Source organism: Hominimerdicola aceti (assembly GCF_025567495.1).
Classification (GTDB): Bacteria; Bacillota; Clostridia; order Oscillospirales; family Ruminococcaceae; genus Hominimerdicola; species Hominimerdicola aceti.
On sequence record NZ_JAOQJZ010000003.1, the window covers coordinates 233,205 to 247,407 of the forward strand.

Annotated in this window: 10 protein-coding genes; 3 read left to right on the forward strand and 7 right to left on the reverse strand. The window is 43.2% G+C overall.

Annotated elements, in window-relative coordinates:
- Positions 1-18 precede the first annotated feature (18 nt).
- Positions 19-1,182, reverse strand: a complete 1,164-nt coding sequence (locus OCV57_RS04655; protein WP_117858460.1) for a tRNA(Met) cytidine acetate ligase — start codon at positions 1,180-1,182, stop codon at positions 19-21.
- Between the two features lie 232 nt (positions 1,183-1,414).
- Here OCV57_RS04655 and OCV57_RS04660 point away from each other — a divergent pair, with 232 nt between their 5' ends.
- The gene (locus tag OCV57_RS04660; protein WP_117958021.1) at positions 1,415-2,611 is read left to right on the forward strand and encodes an acetate/propionate family kinase; all 1,197 of its coding nucleotides are present in this window, start codon (positions 1,415-1,417) and stop codon (positions 2,609-2,611) included.
- A gap of 310 nt (positions 2,612-2,921) precedes the next feature.
- Here the strand turns inward: OCV57_RS04660 and OCV57_RS04665 are convergent, their stop codons facing one another.
- From OCV57_RS04665 to OCV57_RS04685, 5 genes are all read right to left on the reverse strand, one after another.
- Entirely contained in the window at positions 2,922-4,757 is a 1,836-nt protein-coding gene (locus OCV57_RS04665) for an ABC transporter ATP-binding protein (RefSeq protein ID WP_267300612.1), read from the reverse strand.
- The gene (locus tag OCV57_RS04670; RefSeq protein WP_317245011.1) at positions 4,757-6,490 is read right to left on the reverse strand and encodes an ABC transporter ATP-binding protein; all 1,734 of its coding nucleotides are present in this window, start codon (positions 6,488-6,490) and stop codon (positions 4,757-4,759) included. Before OCV57_RS04670 ends, OCV57_RS04665 begins: the two co-directional genes overlap by 1 nt.
- Before the next feature lie 230 nt (positions 6,491-6,720).
- On the reverse strand, positions 6,721-9,192 hold the full coding sequence (locus tag OCV57_RS04675; protein WP_267300613.1) for a beta-mannosidase: 2,472 nt from the start codon (positions 9,190-9,192) through the stop codon (positions 6,721-6,723).
- A gap of 11 nt (positions 9,193-9,203) precedes the next feature.
- Positions 9,204-10,274, reverse strand: a complete 1,071-nt coding sequence (locus OCV57_RS04680; RefSeq protein ID WP_267300614.1) for an FkbM family methyltransferase — start codon at positions 10,272-10,274, stop codon at positions 9,204-9,206.
- A gap of 68 nt (positions 10,275-10,342) precedes the next feature.
- The gene (locus OCV57_RS04685; RefSeq protein WP_117858448.1) at positions 10,343-10,759 is read right to left on the reverse strand and encodes a PH domain-containing protein; all 417 of its coding nucleotides are present in this window, start codon (positions 10,757-10,759) and stop codon (positions 10,343-10,345) included.
- A 614-nt stretch (positions 10,760-11,373) separates the two neighbouring features.
- Here OCV57_RS04685 and OCV57_RS04690 point away from each other — a divergent pair.
- Positions 11,374-12,192 (forward strand): sporulation initiation factor Spo0A C-terminal domain-containing protein, encoded by an 819-nt coding sequence (locus tag OCV57_RS04690; RefSeq protein WP_256321067.1) that lies wholly within the window; start codon positions 11,374-11,376, stop codon positions 12,190-12,192.
- Here OCV57_RS04690 and OCV57_RS04695 read toward each other — a convergent pair.
- Positions 12,185-12,316 (reverse strand): hypothetical protein, encoded by a 132-nt coding sequence (locus OCV57_RS04695; protein ID WP_256321068.1) that lies wholly within the window; start codon positions 12,314-12,316, stop codon positions 12,185-12,187. The genes OCV57_RS04690 and OCV57_RS04695 overlap by 8 nt on opposite strands.
- A 153-nt stretch (positions 12,317-12,469) precedes the next feature.
- On the opposite strand from OCV57_RS04695, the gene OCV57_RS04700 reads away from it, so the two are divergent.
- Positions 12,470-14,044: an IS1182 family transposase gene (locus tag OCV57_RS04700; RefSeq protein WP_267300616.1), complete on the forward strand. Its 1,575-nt coding sequence runs from the start codon at positions 12,470-12,472 to the stop codon at positions 14,042-14,044.
- The last annotated feature ends 159 nt before the right edge of the window (positions 14,045-14,203 follow it).

A 14,203-nucleotide genomic window follows, 5' to 3' on the forward strand; every position in this document is an offset into this window, starting at 1 on the left:
TCCGCCCTCCTGTTTATCTCAGGTTATGGTTATCTTTCTTGTATACTCGTTTGAAATACATCTTCCGTATGCCGCTGTTTCTCTAAGTCTTACTGCGTTCTTTTCAAGGAAAGCAACACGCTTTGCATAGTCGGAGATATCCTCAAGCTTTTTCAGCGAGGTATCATACTCAAGAGTTCTGTTCTCAGCCTGCGCAAGTATGCGTGTGCCTGTGCGGTTAAAGGCAAGTATCCTGCCGTATGGCACTTGTCTGATATCGTCCTTTCTGATGCCGAGAACAAGGTGCAGGACCATTCTTCTTACTCTTGCCATGGTGATATTCTTTGACTTTATACGCTGTTCAAAGATATCCATAGTTTCAGGGCAGGAGCTTACGACAGACATAAATCTGTTGGCAAGGTGTTCGTCGCAGTCAGGTAGGGCTAGAAAATCTTCTCTTGAAGCTGTGCAGAGCTTGAAAAGCATTTCTCTGCCTGCCTGCCGGGTAAAGGACGGCTTACAGCCCTCAAAATCATATGGAACAAATTTCTGCCACTCACCGCCCTCTTTTATAAGCTCTCTTATATGAGAAGCCGAAGCAAAATCACCAGACTCTGCCTGAGAATCATGTGCAACAGCTTCACGCTTTACGGCATAAGGCACTAGCCATGGGGCTATACGCTTTGCCGCCTTTATATACTCCACTGCAAGAACGTTATTTGGTGTGGAGAATATCTCTTCGGCGGTTCTGCCATAAAGACCTATGGAGGCTTCATACATAGCCTGCGGGTAGGTCTTTCCCTGAGATAAAAGTTCTCTTACCTGCTGTGAATTTTCAAGCATTGCGGATATTTCAGCCGCCTGTTCAAGGGCGTTCCTATCACCGCTTTCACAGCCGAAAGACAAGGTCGTTACCACGTCCTCCCCAAGACCTGCAAGAAGCCTTACTGCACTTCTTGCAAAGACCTCACTGTTTGAACACGAGAACGGGCATGGCAGTTCTATAACAAGGTCTGCACCGTTTCTTATAGCAGCCTGCGCTCTGTCATATTTTGAGAAAACAGCCGCTGAGCCACGCTGCACGCAATCACCGCTCATTACTGCGACGATACCCTCTGCGCCAGCCTGTCTTGTGGCTTGTATCTGATATTTGTGTCCGTTATGAAACGGATTATATTCCGCAACTATTCCCGCAATTTTCATTTTTTACTCCTCTTTCTACCCTATGCTTATTTTATTCCGTCTTTCAAAAGCTTACTGCGAATTATGATACTAATATGTTAAGCCCTAGTAAAAAAATTGTGCAATATGTATATTTATGAAAAAAGCTCTTGAAATTTATCATTAATATTGATATACTATAAGTATATGATATTATGGGCTTAAAGTCAAGCCCGTTATCTGACATATTATAATTGGGAGGAGATTTTTTCCAATGAAAATCTTAGTTGTAAACGCAGGTTCATCATCACTTAAATATCAGCTTCTGGATATGAAGGACGAGTCTGTTATCGCAAAGGGCAACTGCGACCGTATCGGTATCGACGGCCATGTGAGCGCAAAGACAGGCGACGGCAGACACATCGAGGAGGATTGCAATTTCCCTACTCACACTGAGGCTTTTGAAAAGCTCGTTGAGGTACTCACATCAGGCGAAACAAAGGTCATCGACTCTATGTCTGAGATATCAGCCGTTGGTCACAGAATAGTTCAGGGTGCTGAGATATTCAAGGAGACCTGCCTTGTAACAGACGAAGTTATCGACCAGATCGACTCACTGGCTGAGCTTGCACCTGTACATAACCACCCACACGCTCTTGCACTGAGAGCCTGCAAGGCAGTTATCCCAGCAGGCACACCACAGGTAGTCGTATTCGACACTGCTTTCCACTCAACAATGCCAAGAAAGGCTTATCTCTACGGTCTGCCATACGAGTGCTACACTGATCTTCATGTAAGAAAATACGGCTTCCACGGAACATCACACAGATTTGTTTCAGGCGAGCTTGCAAGAGTAATGGGCAAGCCTATTGAGGAGCTTAAGATAGTTTCATGCCACCTTGGCAACGGCTCATCTATCACAGCTATCAACGGCGGCAAGTCTGTTGACACATCAATGGGCTTCACTCCTCTTGACGGTCTTGTAATGGGCACACGCTGCGGTTCTGTTGACCCTTCTGCTGTTGACTATGTTGAGAAGAAAATGGGCTTCACACCTGACCAGATGACAGAATACATGAACAAGAAGTCAGGCTTCCTTGGTCTTTCTGGTATCGGCTCTGACAACAGAGATATTCAGGCTGCTGCAAGCGAGGGCAACGAGAGAGCGCTTATCGTAAGCGAGATATTTGCTTATCAGATCAAGAAGTTCATAGGTTCATACGCTGCTGCAATGAACGGCCTTGACGCTGTTATCTTCACAGGCGGTATCGGTGAGAACGCACCTGAGGTAAGAGCGGCTGCTTGCTCAAATCTCGATATTCTCGGTATCCACATTGACGCTGAGAAGAATCTCTGCCGTGGAATACTCAAGGAGATATCCACAGACGATTCTAAGACAAAGGTTTACGTTATCCCAACAAACGAAGAGCTTCTCATTGCAAGAGATACTCTGGCACTTGTTACAAAGTAATATTTCAGATAACATTAAGGACGGCTTTCTTATGAGAGCCGTCCTTTTTTTGCGCATAAAAAAGGCACAGGAGAGGTTTTCCTGTGCCTTGATTTGTTTGATAAGACCGCCAATTTTCATGTAGGGGCTAGCGCCCTCGACAGCCCGATTTTGAGAGTGTAAAAGTTTGAATTATCACGAAGTTTTATGGGTTGACGAAATATCAAGAAGTGGGACGTCGTATTTATGCAAAGCAGAAATTGCGTCGCTCCACTACATATTTGTTTGAATGTACGATATTGGCTATATACGTTTTCCAAACACCATTGTATCAGGTCTTAACGCCTGAGAACTGCGTCTGATAAAGTCTGTAGTAACAGCCCTTGGCGGCGATAAGCTCCTCATGACTACCCTGCTCTGCAACACGTCCACCGTCGATAACGACTATCTTATCGGCGTCACGGATAGTGGAAAGTCGGTGAGCGATGATAAGGGACGTTCTGTTTTTCATAAGAGCCACCATTGCGGACTGAATGTGCATCTCAGTTCTGGTATCAACTGAGGAAGTGGCTTCGTCAAGAATAAGTATCTTCGGGTCGGCAAGCACTGCTCTTGCTATGGAGAGAAGCTGACGCTGACCTTGTGAAAGGTTTGAGCCGCCCTCGGCAAGCACTGTGTCGTAACCCTCGGAAAGTCTTTCTATGAACTCGTCTGCGTTCGCAAACTTTGCCGCCGCCTTTATTTCATCAAGGGTGGCGTTTTCTCTGCCGTAGCGGATATTCTCCTCTATGGTGTCCTTAAAAAGCACTGTATCCTGCAAAACTATGGCTATGGAACGTCTGAGCTTGTCTTTCGGGATATCGTAAATGCTCTGACCGTCTATAGTTATCTCACCGCTGTCAACGGGATAAAATCTTGTGAGGAGGTTCACTATGGTGGTCTTGCCTGAGCCTGTTGCACCGACTATGGCTATTTTCTGACCTGCTTTTACTTCAAGATCGAGGTCTTTTAGCACCTGCTTTTCAGGAACATACGAGAAATCTATATGCTTGAAGTCGATATCGCCTTTGACGTTTTCCACCTCAAAGTCAGCCTTGCCCTCGTCAGTTTCCTTATCGGCGTCCATGACTTCAAAGATACGCTCTGCGCCTGCTATTGCGGTCTGGATATTCGCAAACTGATTTGCAATCTCATTGATAGGACGTGAGAACTGTTTTGAATAGAGTATGAAAGCCTGAATAGTTCCCACTGTTATAAAGCCTTTTATTGCGAACCAGCCGCCAAATGCAGCGATAAGGATAAAGCCGAAATTGGATATTAAGTTCATGCAAGGACCCATTACACCACCGAATATCTGATCTTTTATGCCACATTTTTTCAGATTGTTGCTCATTTTCTCGAACTTGTCAACAGCGTCCTGCTCTTTGCCATAGGAAACGACCGTTCTATAGCCAACGACCATTTCTTCCACTTCGCCGTTTATCTCGCCAAGAAGCACCTGCTGTTTGATGAAGTATTTCTTCATATACTTTGTGAGTACGCCTGAAACGAATATGGTAAGGAACACCGTAGACAGTGAGATAAGGGTAAGAAGCGGTGAATACAGAAGCATTATGACAACTGTTCCCACTATGGTCAGCACGCCTGAGATGAGCGAGCCTATAGACTGAGAGATAGTTGTGGAGATATTCTCGACGTCGTTTGTCATACGGCTCATTATATCGCCATGGCTATGGGTATCGAGATATTTTATAGGAAGTCTTACAAGGCTTGAGAACAAGTCTTTACGCATGGTCTTTACTGTGTACTGTGAAAGCTTTGCGGAGAATATTCCCTGCATATAGGTGAAAACAGAGGACAGGAGATAAACTGTCCCAAGACCTATGAGCGTTTTGCCAAGCGCACCGAAGTCAACGCTTGTTTTCTTTTTGGTGAGAGTAATGCAGTCGATAGCTATCTGCTGTATTGACGGTGCGGCAAGATTGAGCAGAGTTATGATGAGCATTACACCGATAAGAGCGAAAAACAGATATCTGTTTCTGCCTATGTAGCCTATGAGCTTTTTAAGGGTGTTCTTGGCGTCCTTAGGCTTTTCCATTGTGAGCCTTGCACCGTGAGGTCCGCCCGGTTTTCTTCCGCCGGGTCCCATTGGAGGCATTGGAGGCATTACACTTCACCTCCTGACGTTTTTACCTGTGAGGCGTAGATATCCTGATATACTTCGCAGGTCTTTAGCAGATTTTCATGAGTATCGCAGGCACAAAGCTTGCCGTGGTCAAGGACGGCTATCCTATCGCATGATTTTACGCTCTGGATACGCTGTGCAATTATGATAAGGGTAGTGCCGTTCATTTTGCGGTCTATCTCCGCACGGAGCTTCGCTTCTGTGCCAAGGTCGAGGGCGGAGGTGGAATCATCAAGAATGAGGATCTCAGGTTTTTTAAGTACCGCTCTTGAGATAGAAAGTCTTTGCTTCTGACCGCCTGACAGTGAAGCACCCTTTTCGGCTATAATACCCTCATAGCCTGCAGGTATCTTCTGAATGAACTCGTCAGCCTGAGCTGCCTGTGCGGCGGAGATGACCTCCTCATGGGTAGCGTTTTTGTCGCCCCACTTTATGTTGTCCTCAACTGTGCCTGAGAAAAGCTCGCTCTTTTGCAGGACTATTCCAACTTTCTTTCTAAGCTCGTCAAGCTTGCAGTCCTTGACGTTTACGCCGTCAACAAGGACTTCCCCTGCTGTGCAATCGTAAAATCTTGGGATAAGGTTCACAAGGGAGGATTTTCCCGAACCAGTTGCACCTAGTATGGCGACACTCTCGCCTGACTTTATATCAAGGGTAAGGTCTGAGATAACAGGTCTGCCCTTGGTTTCAGGATAGGAAAATGAAACGTTTTTAAAGCTCACTGTGCCCCCTGTTTTATCTGAAAGGGAAACGCTGCCGCTTTTTATAACAGGGTCAGTTTCAAGGACTTCTCTCAATCTGTTTGCAGATGCGGAAGCCTTTGCGAGGGTCTGGAACATCATAGACATCATCATTACGCCATGCAAGACCTGAGTAAGATATGTGATAGCCGCCATGACCTCGCCGACCTTCATAGCTTGTGCCTGCACCTGCCAGCCGCCTATAACTATAACGGCAATAACAGACAGATTGAGTATTATCATAAGAAGCGGCTGAAGGATAGCCATAAGGGTCTGAACACGGAGGTTTGATTCCATAAGGCTTATATTTGCATCGTCAAAACGCTTTTCTTCTGTATCCTCTCTCACATAGGCTTTTACTACTCTTGCGCCTGTGACGTTCTCCTGAACCACAGAGTTTACGCTGTCAAGACGTTTTGCAACAATAAAATAGTATGGGTTTGCCTTTTTGAGAATTACTATCATCATGATTATCTCGACAGGCAAGGCACATAGGATTATTATTCCAAAGCGAACGTTCAGAGTGAGCATCATGATTATTCCGCCAAAGAACAGCAGGCTGTCACGCACCAACATTCTCAGCATGAAGTCTACCATTTGCTGGATAGCGGTTATATCCGCTGTAAGACGTGTTACCAATGAGCCTGTTGTGAACTTGTCGGTCTGTTCAAAAGAAAGACCCATGACACGCTTGAAAACGTCCACACGCAGATCTCTTGAAAAGCTTTGGGAAGCTATCCCACCGAATGCAGAAGCCGCAATTCCACAAGCTCCGCCACCTATAAGAACAAGGAGCATGAGAAGTCCCGTTCTTATGATAAGATCCATATCCTGACCCAGCACGCCATCGTCAACTATTTTTGACATAAGCTTTGGCTGAAGCAGGTCGCCCAGCACTTCTCCCACCATGGATAGAGGTGTCAGCACCGCAAACAGTGCATAGGGCTTCAAGTATTTGCTTAGTTTTACTTTCAAAGCAGTTCCTCCTAAAATTTTATTTCAGGCTACTTATACGCAGGGGAACATTGACGGAAGATAGCAAATGCAGAGCCGTGGGCTGTCAAGGACGCCAGCCCATACAAAATGTGTGATATAACTTTTTTATGTAGTGGCGAACAGCGTTCGCCCGCATTGCTTTTGTTTTGCTAATGATCGCATCGACTTTTCACTGCTGGTGACAAGGCAGAGCCTTTGAAATCACAGCCCTAATTGTGCATTATCTCAAGCTCCCCGGACAGCTCCTGCGCTGTCATTTTTCTGCTGAGGGAGGCTTTGTCTATCATTATGGTAACAGGCTCTTTTCCGTGGATATCGAACCAGTTGTCAGAGAAAACGCAATCTGCGGTCTTTAGGCTGAGGCAAACGCTTTTGGCGTAATTCTCGGCACAGAATGTCAGGGCGAATTTATCCTCGCTTTCTGATATGCCGTAGGTTATGGCAGGCTCTAAGAATGTAAATTCTTTCGGGCGCACAAAGAGGGTTGTGCCAAAGCTCAACACCTTGCCGTTTTCCATAATGGAATATTCAAGATATTTTTCACGAGGGTCGGTGCGGTTTTTAAGCTCGTCTGAAAGGTCGATAGTAAGGACGTTTTGTGCGGTAAGAGCCGGAACGTTCACGGACTTTTCTCCGCTTTGCAAAATTTCTGCTTTGTTGTTTCTCAGCTTCCATTTTACTATGCCCTCAAAGGCTGTCATGCGCTCGTTGGATATATTGAGCACAGGCTTTTTTCTATGGGTATCGTCGCAGGAGATAAGGCATGGAGCGTAAAAACGCTTTGCATAATAATGCAGACCTTTCCACCTGCCGAAATAGTCGATACTTGACCATGAGATAACAGGGTTTGAATCATTCACCTGCCAATATGCAGAGCCCATACATCTGCCTCTTGCTCTTCTCATATGCTCAACATTTGAGCGTATGCAATCCGCCTGAACGAGCTGTGAGGAATAGATGAGCTTTTTGAAATCATATGGATATCTTACCATTTGAGCGAGATAGTACATTATCTTCTCGTTGCCCTGAACGCACTTCTGATGCGCCGCCATAACTGGTGAGCAAAGGTCAAAGTCGCCCTTTGTTTCATCAGCAAAGGCACGGCAGGTCTTTATATCAGGCAGGCTTTCAAAGCCGTATTCCGAACAGAAGCGGTAATAAAATTCTCTGAACGCTTCGATAGGCTTGAAGTTATGCCAAACGTCCCAATAGTGCATATCCCCTGCATGGTTTGAGGAAGCGTCCTTAAAGCCTCCACCTGATGAAGGTGATGACGGCCAATAGAAGGTGTTTTCGCAGGGGTCATAGGCTTTAAGCACCTGTGGGATAATATCCTCAAAAATGATAAGATAGTCACGCTTTGCTTCCTCGTCCTCGGGAAGACCCCAATATTCCCATGCGGATTCTATCTCGTTGTTGCCGCACCACAGACCAAGAGAGGGGTGGTTTCTCAGGCGGATAACGTTGTCACGAACTTCCCCACGGACAGTTTCTTCAAACTCCTCCGTGAGCAGATATGCAGAGCAGGCGAACATAAAGTCCTGCCATACTATGATACCATTCTCGTCGCAGTAGTCATAGAAATACTCGTCAGGATAATAACCGCCTCCCCACACTCTTATAAAGTTATAGTTTGCGGCCTTGCAATCTGCAAGGAGCTTTCTTGTTTTCTCCTCGTTACAGCGTGTGACTATCTGGTCTTCAGGGATATAGTTTGCACCCATGGCAAATATCTTCACGCCATTGTTTATGAAACAAAATTCCTCGCCCCACTGATCTTTTTCACGGCTGACAGTTAAAGTTCTAAGACCTATGCGCTGTGTATTTTTATCAGCACACGAGCCGTTTTCATCATACAAAGTCACGGCACAGCTATAGAGTGGCTGTTCGCCATAGCCGTTCACCCACCAAAGCTGAGGGTCGTTTATCACAAGCTCTGTTTCATAATATTCTGCACTTTTCTCTAGGCTTATGTCGGCTTTTGCGGCGATATTGCCCTGCGGGTCGGATATTTCCACCATAGCTTTTTTACAGCCGTGGTTTTCTATATGCAAAAGGGCTTTCAAAGTCACTTTGTTATCGGTATGTTTCTGGCTGTAATAGACGTCAAGTATACGTCCTGCATCTGGGACGATAAGGGATACACTGCGCCATATTCCCATGTCAGGGAGCATTGGACCCCAATCCCAGCCGAACATACAATGGGCTTTTCTTATATGTGTATAGCCTGTCATGGTGGAGTCAACGCCCCAAAGGTGACGTTTTTCGTCCATTTCTTTTATGTATCTGTTTGGCGAGGTTATTTTCACTGTGAGAGTGTTGTCCCCCTCTTTGATAATACCATGGACAGGAAACTCCCACACTCTGTGCATATTGTTCACTCTGCCGAGGTGAATGCCGTTGAGATAGACGTTTGCTATGGTATCAATGCCGTCAAAGTGCAGGACAGTATGTTTGCACTCCACTGCGGACTTGTCTGCGATGAATGTAGTTTCAAAATCGTAATCATCATCACATATCTGTGTTGAGATATACTCGTTCTCACGATAATATGGGTCGGGTATCTTTTTATAGTCAAGTAGGGTCTTATATACAGAGCATGGAACTTTGCAGTCAAAACTCTCCTGCGAGCCTGCTTTTTTCATTTTCCAGTTATCGTTAAGGCTTACTGTTATACTCATTATTTTTCTCCTTATTTATCATGAATGCAGAAAAGGTTTGTTTCCCATGCGGGGTAGTATCTTTCCTGACGTATATAGAATTTGTATCCTTTGCAAAGGCTGTTTATATACAGAGGCAGGGTGATGTAATCATATGGTCTGTGATACAACGCACTGCATATTTTGGGAGCATAGCGTGAAATGGTATATTCACTGCCTTTGATAGCTTCTAGGTCTGCTCCCTCAACGTCATATTTTATATAGGTGCATTTTTTGCCTGCAAGAACGCTGTCCAGACTTCTTGCACGAACCTTTTTTCCTGCGGCATCTACTCTGCCCTGTCTGCCTGCGCCACCTGCGAAATAAAGCTCGGTATCAATACTCCATGCGGCGGCATTGTAAAGGCTTATATTGTCATTGGCTTTTAGATTTTTCAGGCATTTCTGAAAGTTTTTTCTCTCAGGTTCGAGGGCATATATTCTCTCATACTTTCCCCCTGTGCGTGAGATAAGCTCTGCGGCAGTGTCGCCTGTGTATGCTCCCAAGTCGCAATATACCTCGTTTTCTCCAAGGGGAAGTATCTCGGTTATCTTGTCCTTATCCGTAAATATCTCACGGAGATAAGAAAGCTTGCCTGTTATCTTGAACGCTGTCAGCTTTTCAAAGGTAAGCTTTGAAATATCGTCATCAAAAAGGCGGTAAGCTTTTTCAGCCTGAGAATACATTGAGAGAAGCTTTTCCTTGCTGAAATTTTCATCGCCTGCAACGCACATTTCCGGCACTATGACCTCGCAGCTTTTTTCAATATTGTCGATACGCTCCATTATCTCAGGCAGGCTCGTGCCAAAGCCAAGCACAACTGTGATATTCCCAAACTGCGCTTGCACCTGAGAGAAAGTCTGCACCTTAAACCCTCTGAAGCTTTGTCCACGGACAAAATCGTCGCTTGCAAAAACACCTGTGCATTTTATGCCAAGTCTATCAAATTCATCAAGAAGCTTTTCCGCTCCATCGCCCATGCCGTATATGAATATCGGCTTTTCGCAGGTCTTGAGCCTGTCCCACGAGCTTTCAAGGGACTGAAAATATTCTTTTGAAAACATTCACACTTTCCTCTCCAAAAAAGGCTCTCACAGAAAGATCTGCGAAAGCCCCTTATTCTTATAGAACTTTATATGATATCGTCATTGATATCAAAATCATCATGATCATGGCAATGACCGCCGTCACCGCCGACCATATCTCTGCCCCTTACACGGTATCTATCACGATTTATATTGATATACTTATCAAGCTGTGCAAGCACATCTCTTGGTGCTTTTATGGACTTGACTTCCTTAATAGGCGTATCAACGTCTTTGACATTCATTACTATTGTGCCACAGCCGAACATTCTTTGTCCGAACGGCAGGACAAGCTTTTTGTCGATGACCCTATAAAGGTCAAGCTCGTCTTCCTCTATGCTGAGAAAACCCTTGCGTGTTATAAACTTATCTTCTGTGAGAAAATATCTTGTAAATGATATAGGCAGACCAAAAATCGTTCTTTTCTTATCTGTCCAAATGTAATTGATAACGTCTTTTTTCATAAAACGACGTCGCCTCCCTCAAGATGATCTATAATTTTTTACAAAGACATCATTGCAAACTGGTGGCACAAAAAAGTTGCTGACCATGTTTTTGCAACGATCCTCCCGTATATTTTACCACGCAATAAAGCTTTTGTCAAGAAATTATCTTTTGTAAAAGCTATGTAAAAATGCCATTCATTTATATATTTCTATATCATTTCGTAAATATTAATAAATGTAAAATCACACATTTATCTTAATATTTTTTTAATTATTTAGCAATCTTTGCTGGCGTTTTCGACTTTTTTCTACATAAAATAAGCTTTCATAACAATGTAAAGTTGATGTAAAATATAGCGAATCGTCAATTTATTCATATAATGTATTGATTTAAACGACACAAAAGCATATTTTCTCTGTGTAAATTACAATATTTGCACAATTATCTCATTTAAAATTTGGTCATAACCGACATTTGTTTATTTACTATGTATAGATTGTTGCGTGTTTCTTAAAACATAGTACAAAAAGCAAGAAAATTAAGTAAAAAACTTGAAATTATATCGTAAAAATGTTATACTGCAAGTGTAGTATAAAGTTAAAAAAATAAAAAAACCGGAGGAAGATTTAAAATGTGTAAAAAAGACGTGATCAAAATCCTTGTCGGAAGCCTCAATCAGGCCGGCATGAAGGTGGCAGACTATCTGAAAAAACAGGGGTACAATGTTGCGCAGTCAGACTACAATCCACTGGAGATACAGCTTGAGGTGCTTAAAAGCAAACCTGATTTTCTGATAATTTCAGAAATAACTGAGTTTCCCTACGAGCTGTGCAAAAATCTCAAAGGGGCTTGTCCTAAGCTGAAAATAATCATGCTTTCAGACAGAAAAACCAACAATGGACTTGCAAAATACGCAGACATGATAATAAAAAGTCCTCTAAGCTGTGCGGATATCAAAAACGCACTCAGAGCGCTTCAGTGTCCTGACGATTATGCAGATCTGAACATCACAATAACACGAAGCTCTGATGAGGGGTACACCAATGGCGACATACAATCTGCTATATCCACCGTGATGAAGCGGTTGTGCATAACTCCGAATTATAACGGCTATGGCTACATTAAAGAGGCAATAAAAATGGCTCTTACGACAGACAAAGCCAACAGACGTGTTACAAAGGTCATTTATCCAGAGATAGCGGCGGCACATGGAGTAACCACAGTAAGCGTTGAAAGAAACATGCGCACCGCCATAAGGATCGGTTGGGAAAAGGCTCATGACAAAGACAAAGCCGAGATATTCGGTAATTTCGCCATAAGACCTGACCACTACCCCACGAACAGCGAATTTATTTTCGTTGCCGCCGAATACATAAACAGCAAATATCCAGCGGAAAAGGCATTATCAGCCACCGCTGAACATACTAGCGAAAATAATTTATTTATCTGACAAGAAGAAAGCCGTTATGCCCACAGGCACAGCGGCTTTTTTCTATATAAACGAAACGTCCTGCAGTAAATGACAACGGGCTGCCCTGCGGACGCAGATCTTCGGCTGCGTCACCCACTGTCATACGATCACTGCAGACGCTCCGTTATCTCATTTTATGCCGACATGGTTTTTATGACACAAAAAAGGCGCTGTAAAAAAACGCGCAATAAAAAAAGACTGCAACCACCCTTAAAAGGGTAGGAAAGCAGTCTTTTTTTGTGGTATAATAAATTTGATGAAAAAATACCAACAAGAATATAATACACCATATCAATTAAAATTTCCTATAGAAATTGAAAAAATTATTGAAACAACAGATCCGGTATATACATTTTGTGAAGTTTTTGATCATATTGACCTAAATAAATACCTGACGACTGAGGAACGCAGGACAGGCAGACCAAGATATGATGAAAAAACTTTGCTAAAAGTAATACTGTTCGCATTCATGGAAAATGGCTATGAATCATTAAGAAAAATAGAAAAGCTGTGCAAAACAGATATCCGCTTTATGTGGTTATTACAGGACGAACCGCCGCCAAGCCATATGACGATAGACAATTTTATGAACAATGTGCTTAACGGAAAAATAGAAGAGATATTCGCTGACATCAATGCTTACATATTTGAACAAGAAAACGTAGATATGGATCATGTGTACATAGACGGAACAAAGATCACAGCCAACGCCAACAAATACAGCTGGGTATGGAAAAAGAGCTGCGAGAAAAATCGAGTGAAGGTATTTGCAAAGATAACAGAACTGCTGAGTGAGATGAACACAAGAATAGCCGCATTTGGTGTGAAATTCGGAGTTCGTGAAGAATATGCCATCGAATATCTCGAACAGATATTAAAGCAATATATACAGCTTTGCGGTTTTGATCCTGCTTCTGCTGTCAGGGGACGTGGACATCATAAAACTCCGGAACAGCGATATTATGATAAGCTTACAAGTTACATTGCGAGACTAAAAAAGTATGCAGAGCACATAAAAATATGCGGCAATGAACGAAACAGTTATTCCAAAACAGACCATGATGCAACATTTATGCGCATGAAAAAGGACTATATGGGAAACGATCAACTGCTTCCTGGTTACAACATACAATTTGGCGTTTGCGATGAGTATATCGCCGTATATGACGTAAAGCAGTATGCCTCGGATATGGATTGCTTCAAGCCGCTTATGGAAAAATTCCACAGAATATATGGAAAATATCCTGACTATCCAGTTGCCGACGCAGGCTATGGAAGCTTCAACAACTATCTGTACTGTGAAGAACACGGAATGGGAAAATACATGAAATTCACCATGTATGAAAAAGAAAGCAAGAATATTAAATACCATAATGATCCATACAGAGCAGTGAATTTCCGCATAGATGAAAATGGTGATCTGGTGTGTCCTAACAACAAAAAATTCCATTACGTTTACAGCAGACCCATAAAGGGAAACAAATATGGGAGAACAGAAGAATTCTATCAGTGTGAAGAATGTGCAAACTGTTCTCATAAAGAAAAGTGCTGCAAATGCAAGGGAAATCGCATAGTTCGCATAAATGAAGAATTGACAGCATTTCACAAAGAGGTTTTAAACAATCTTAATTGTATTCATGGAGCGCTTCTCAGAATGAACAGAAGCATTCAATCTGAAGGTGCAAATGGTATCATCAAGTGGAATCGGTCATACACAAGAGCCAGAAGACGTGGCTTAAATGCCATGAATTTAGAAATTGCGATGATTTGCTGTGGTTTTAATCTGCATAAATTTCACTTGAAGAAGATCGCAATCAGAAAAGCAGCCTGAAAAAGATATTTTTCAACATTTTAATAATCGGCAAAAACGCAGTTTTTGTGCCGCTGTGTTTGCTGTACCCTTTTTTCAAGATTAGATAGTTCTTTTTTGCTGTGTGATATATTAAAGCCCGTGGGCTTCCATATCGAGGAAATCCACGGGCTTTGTTGC

Bases quoted from the DNA above. Each gene is read 5' to 3' on its own strand.
- OCV57_RS04695 (WP_256321068.1), bottom strand. From the start codon at position 12,316: ATGACAGTGGGTGACGCAGCCGAAGATCTGCGTCCGCAGGGCAGCCCG.
- OCV57_RS04660 (WP_117958021.1), top strand. From the start codon at position 1,415: ATGAAAATCTTAGTTGTAAACGCAGGTTCATCATCACTTAAATATCAG.
- OCV57_RS04665 (WP_267300612.1), bottom strand. From the start codon at position 4,757: ATGCCTCCAATGCCTCCAATGGGACCCGGCGGAAGAAAACCGGGCGGA.
- OCV57_RS04700 (WP_267300616.1), top strand. From the start codon at position 12,470: ATGAAAAAATACCAACAAGAATATAATACACCATATCAATTAAAATTT.
- OCV57_RS04685 (WP_117858448.1), bottom strand. From the start codon at position 10,759: ATGAAAAAAGACGTTATCAATTACATTTGGACAGATAAGAAAAGAACG.
- OCV57_RS04675 (WP_267300613.1), bottom strand. From the start codon at position 9,192: ATGAGTATAACAGTAAGCCTTAACGATAACTGGAAAATGAAAAAAGCA.
- OCV57_RS04680 (WP_267300614.1), bottom strand. From the start codon at position 10,274: ATGTTTTCAAAAGAATATTTTCAGTCCCTTGAAAGCTCGTGGGACAGG.
- OCV57_RS04690 (WP_256321067.1), top strand. From the start codon at position 11,374: ATGTGTAAAAAAGACGTGATCAAAATCCTTGTCGGAAGCCTCAATCAG.
- OCV57_RS04655 (WP_117858460.1), bottom strand. From the start codon at position 1,182: ATGAAAATTGCGGGAATAGTTGCGGAATATAATCCGTTTCATAACGGA.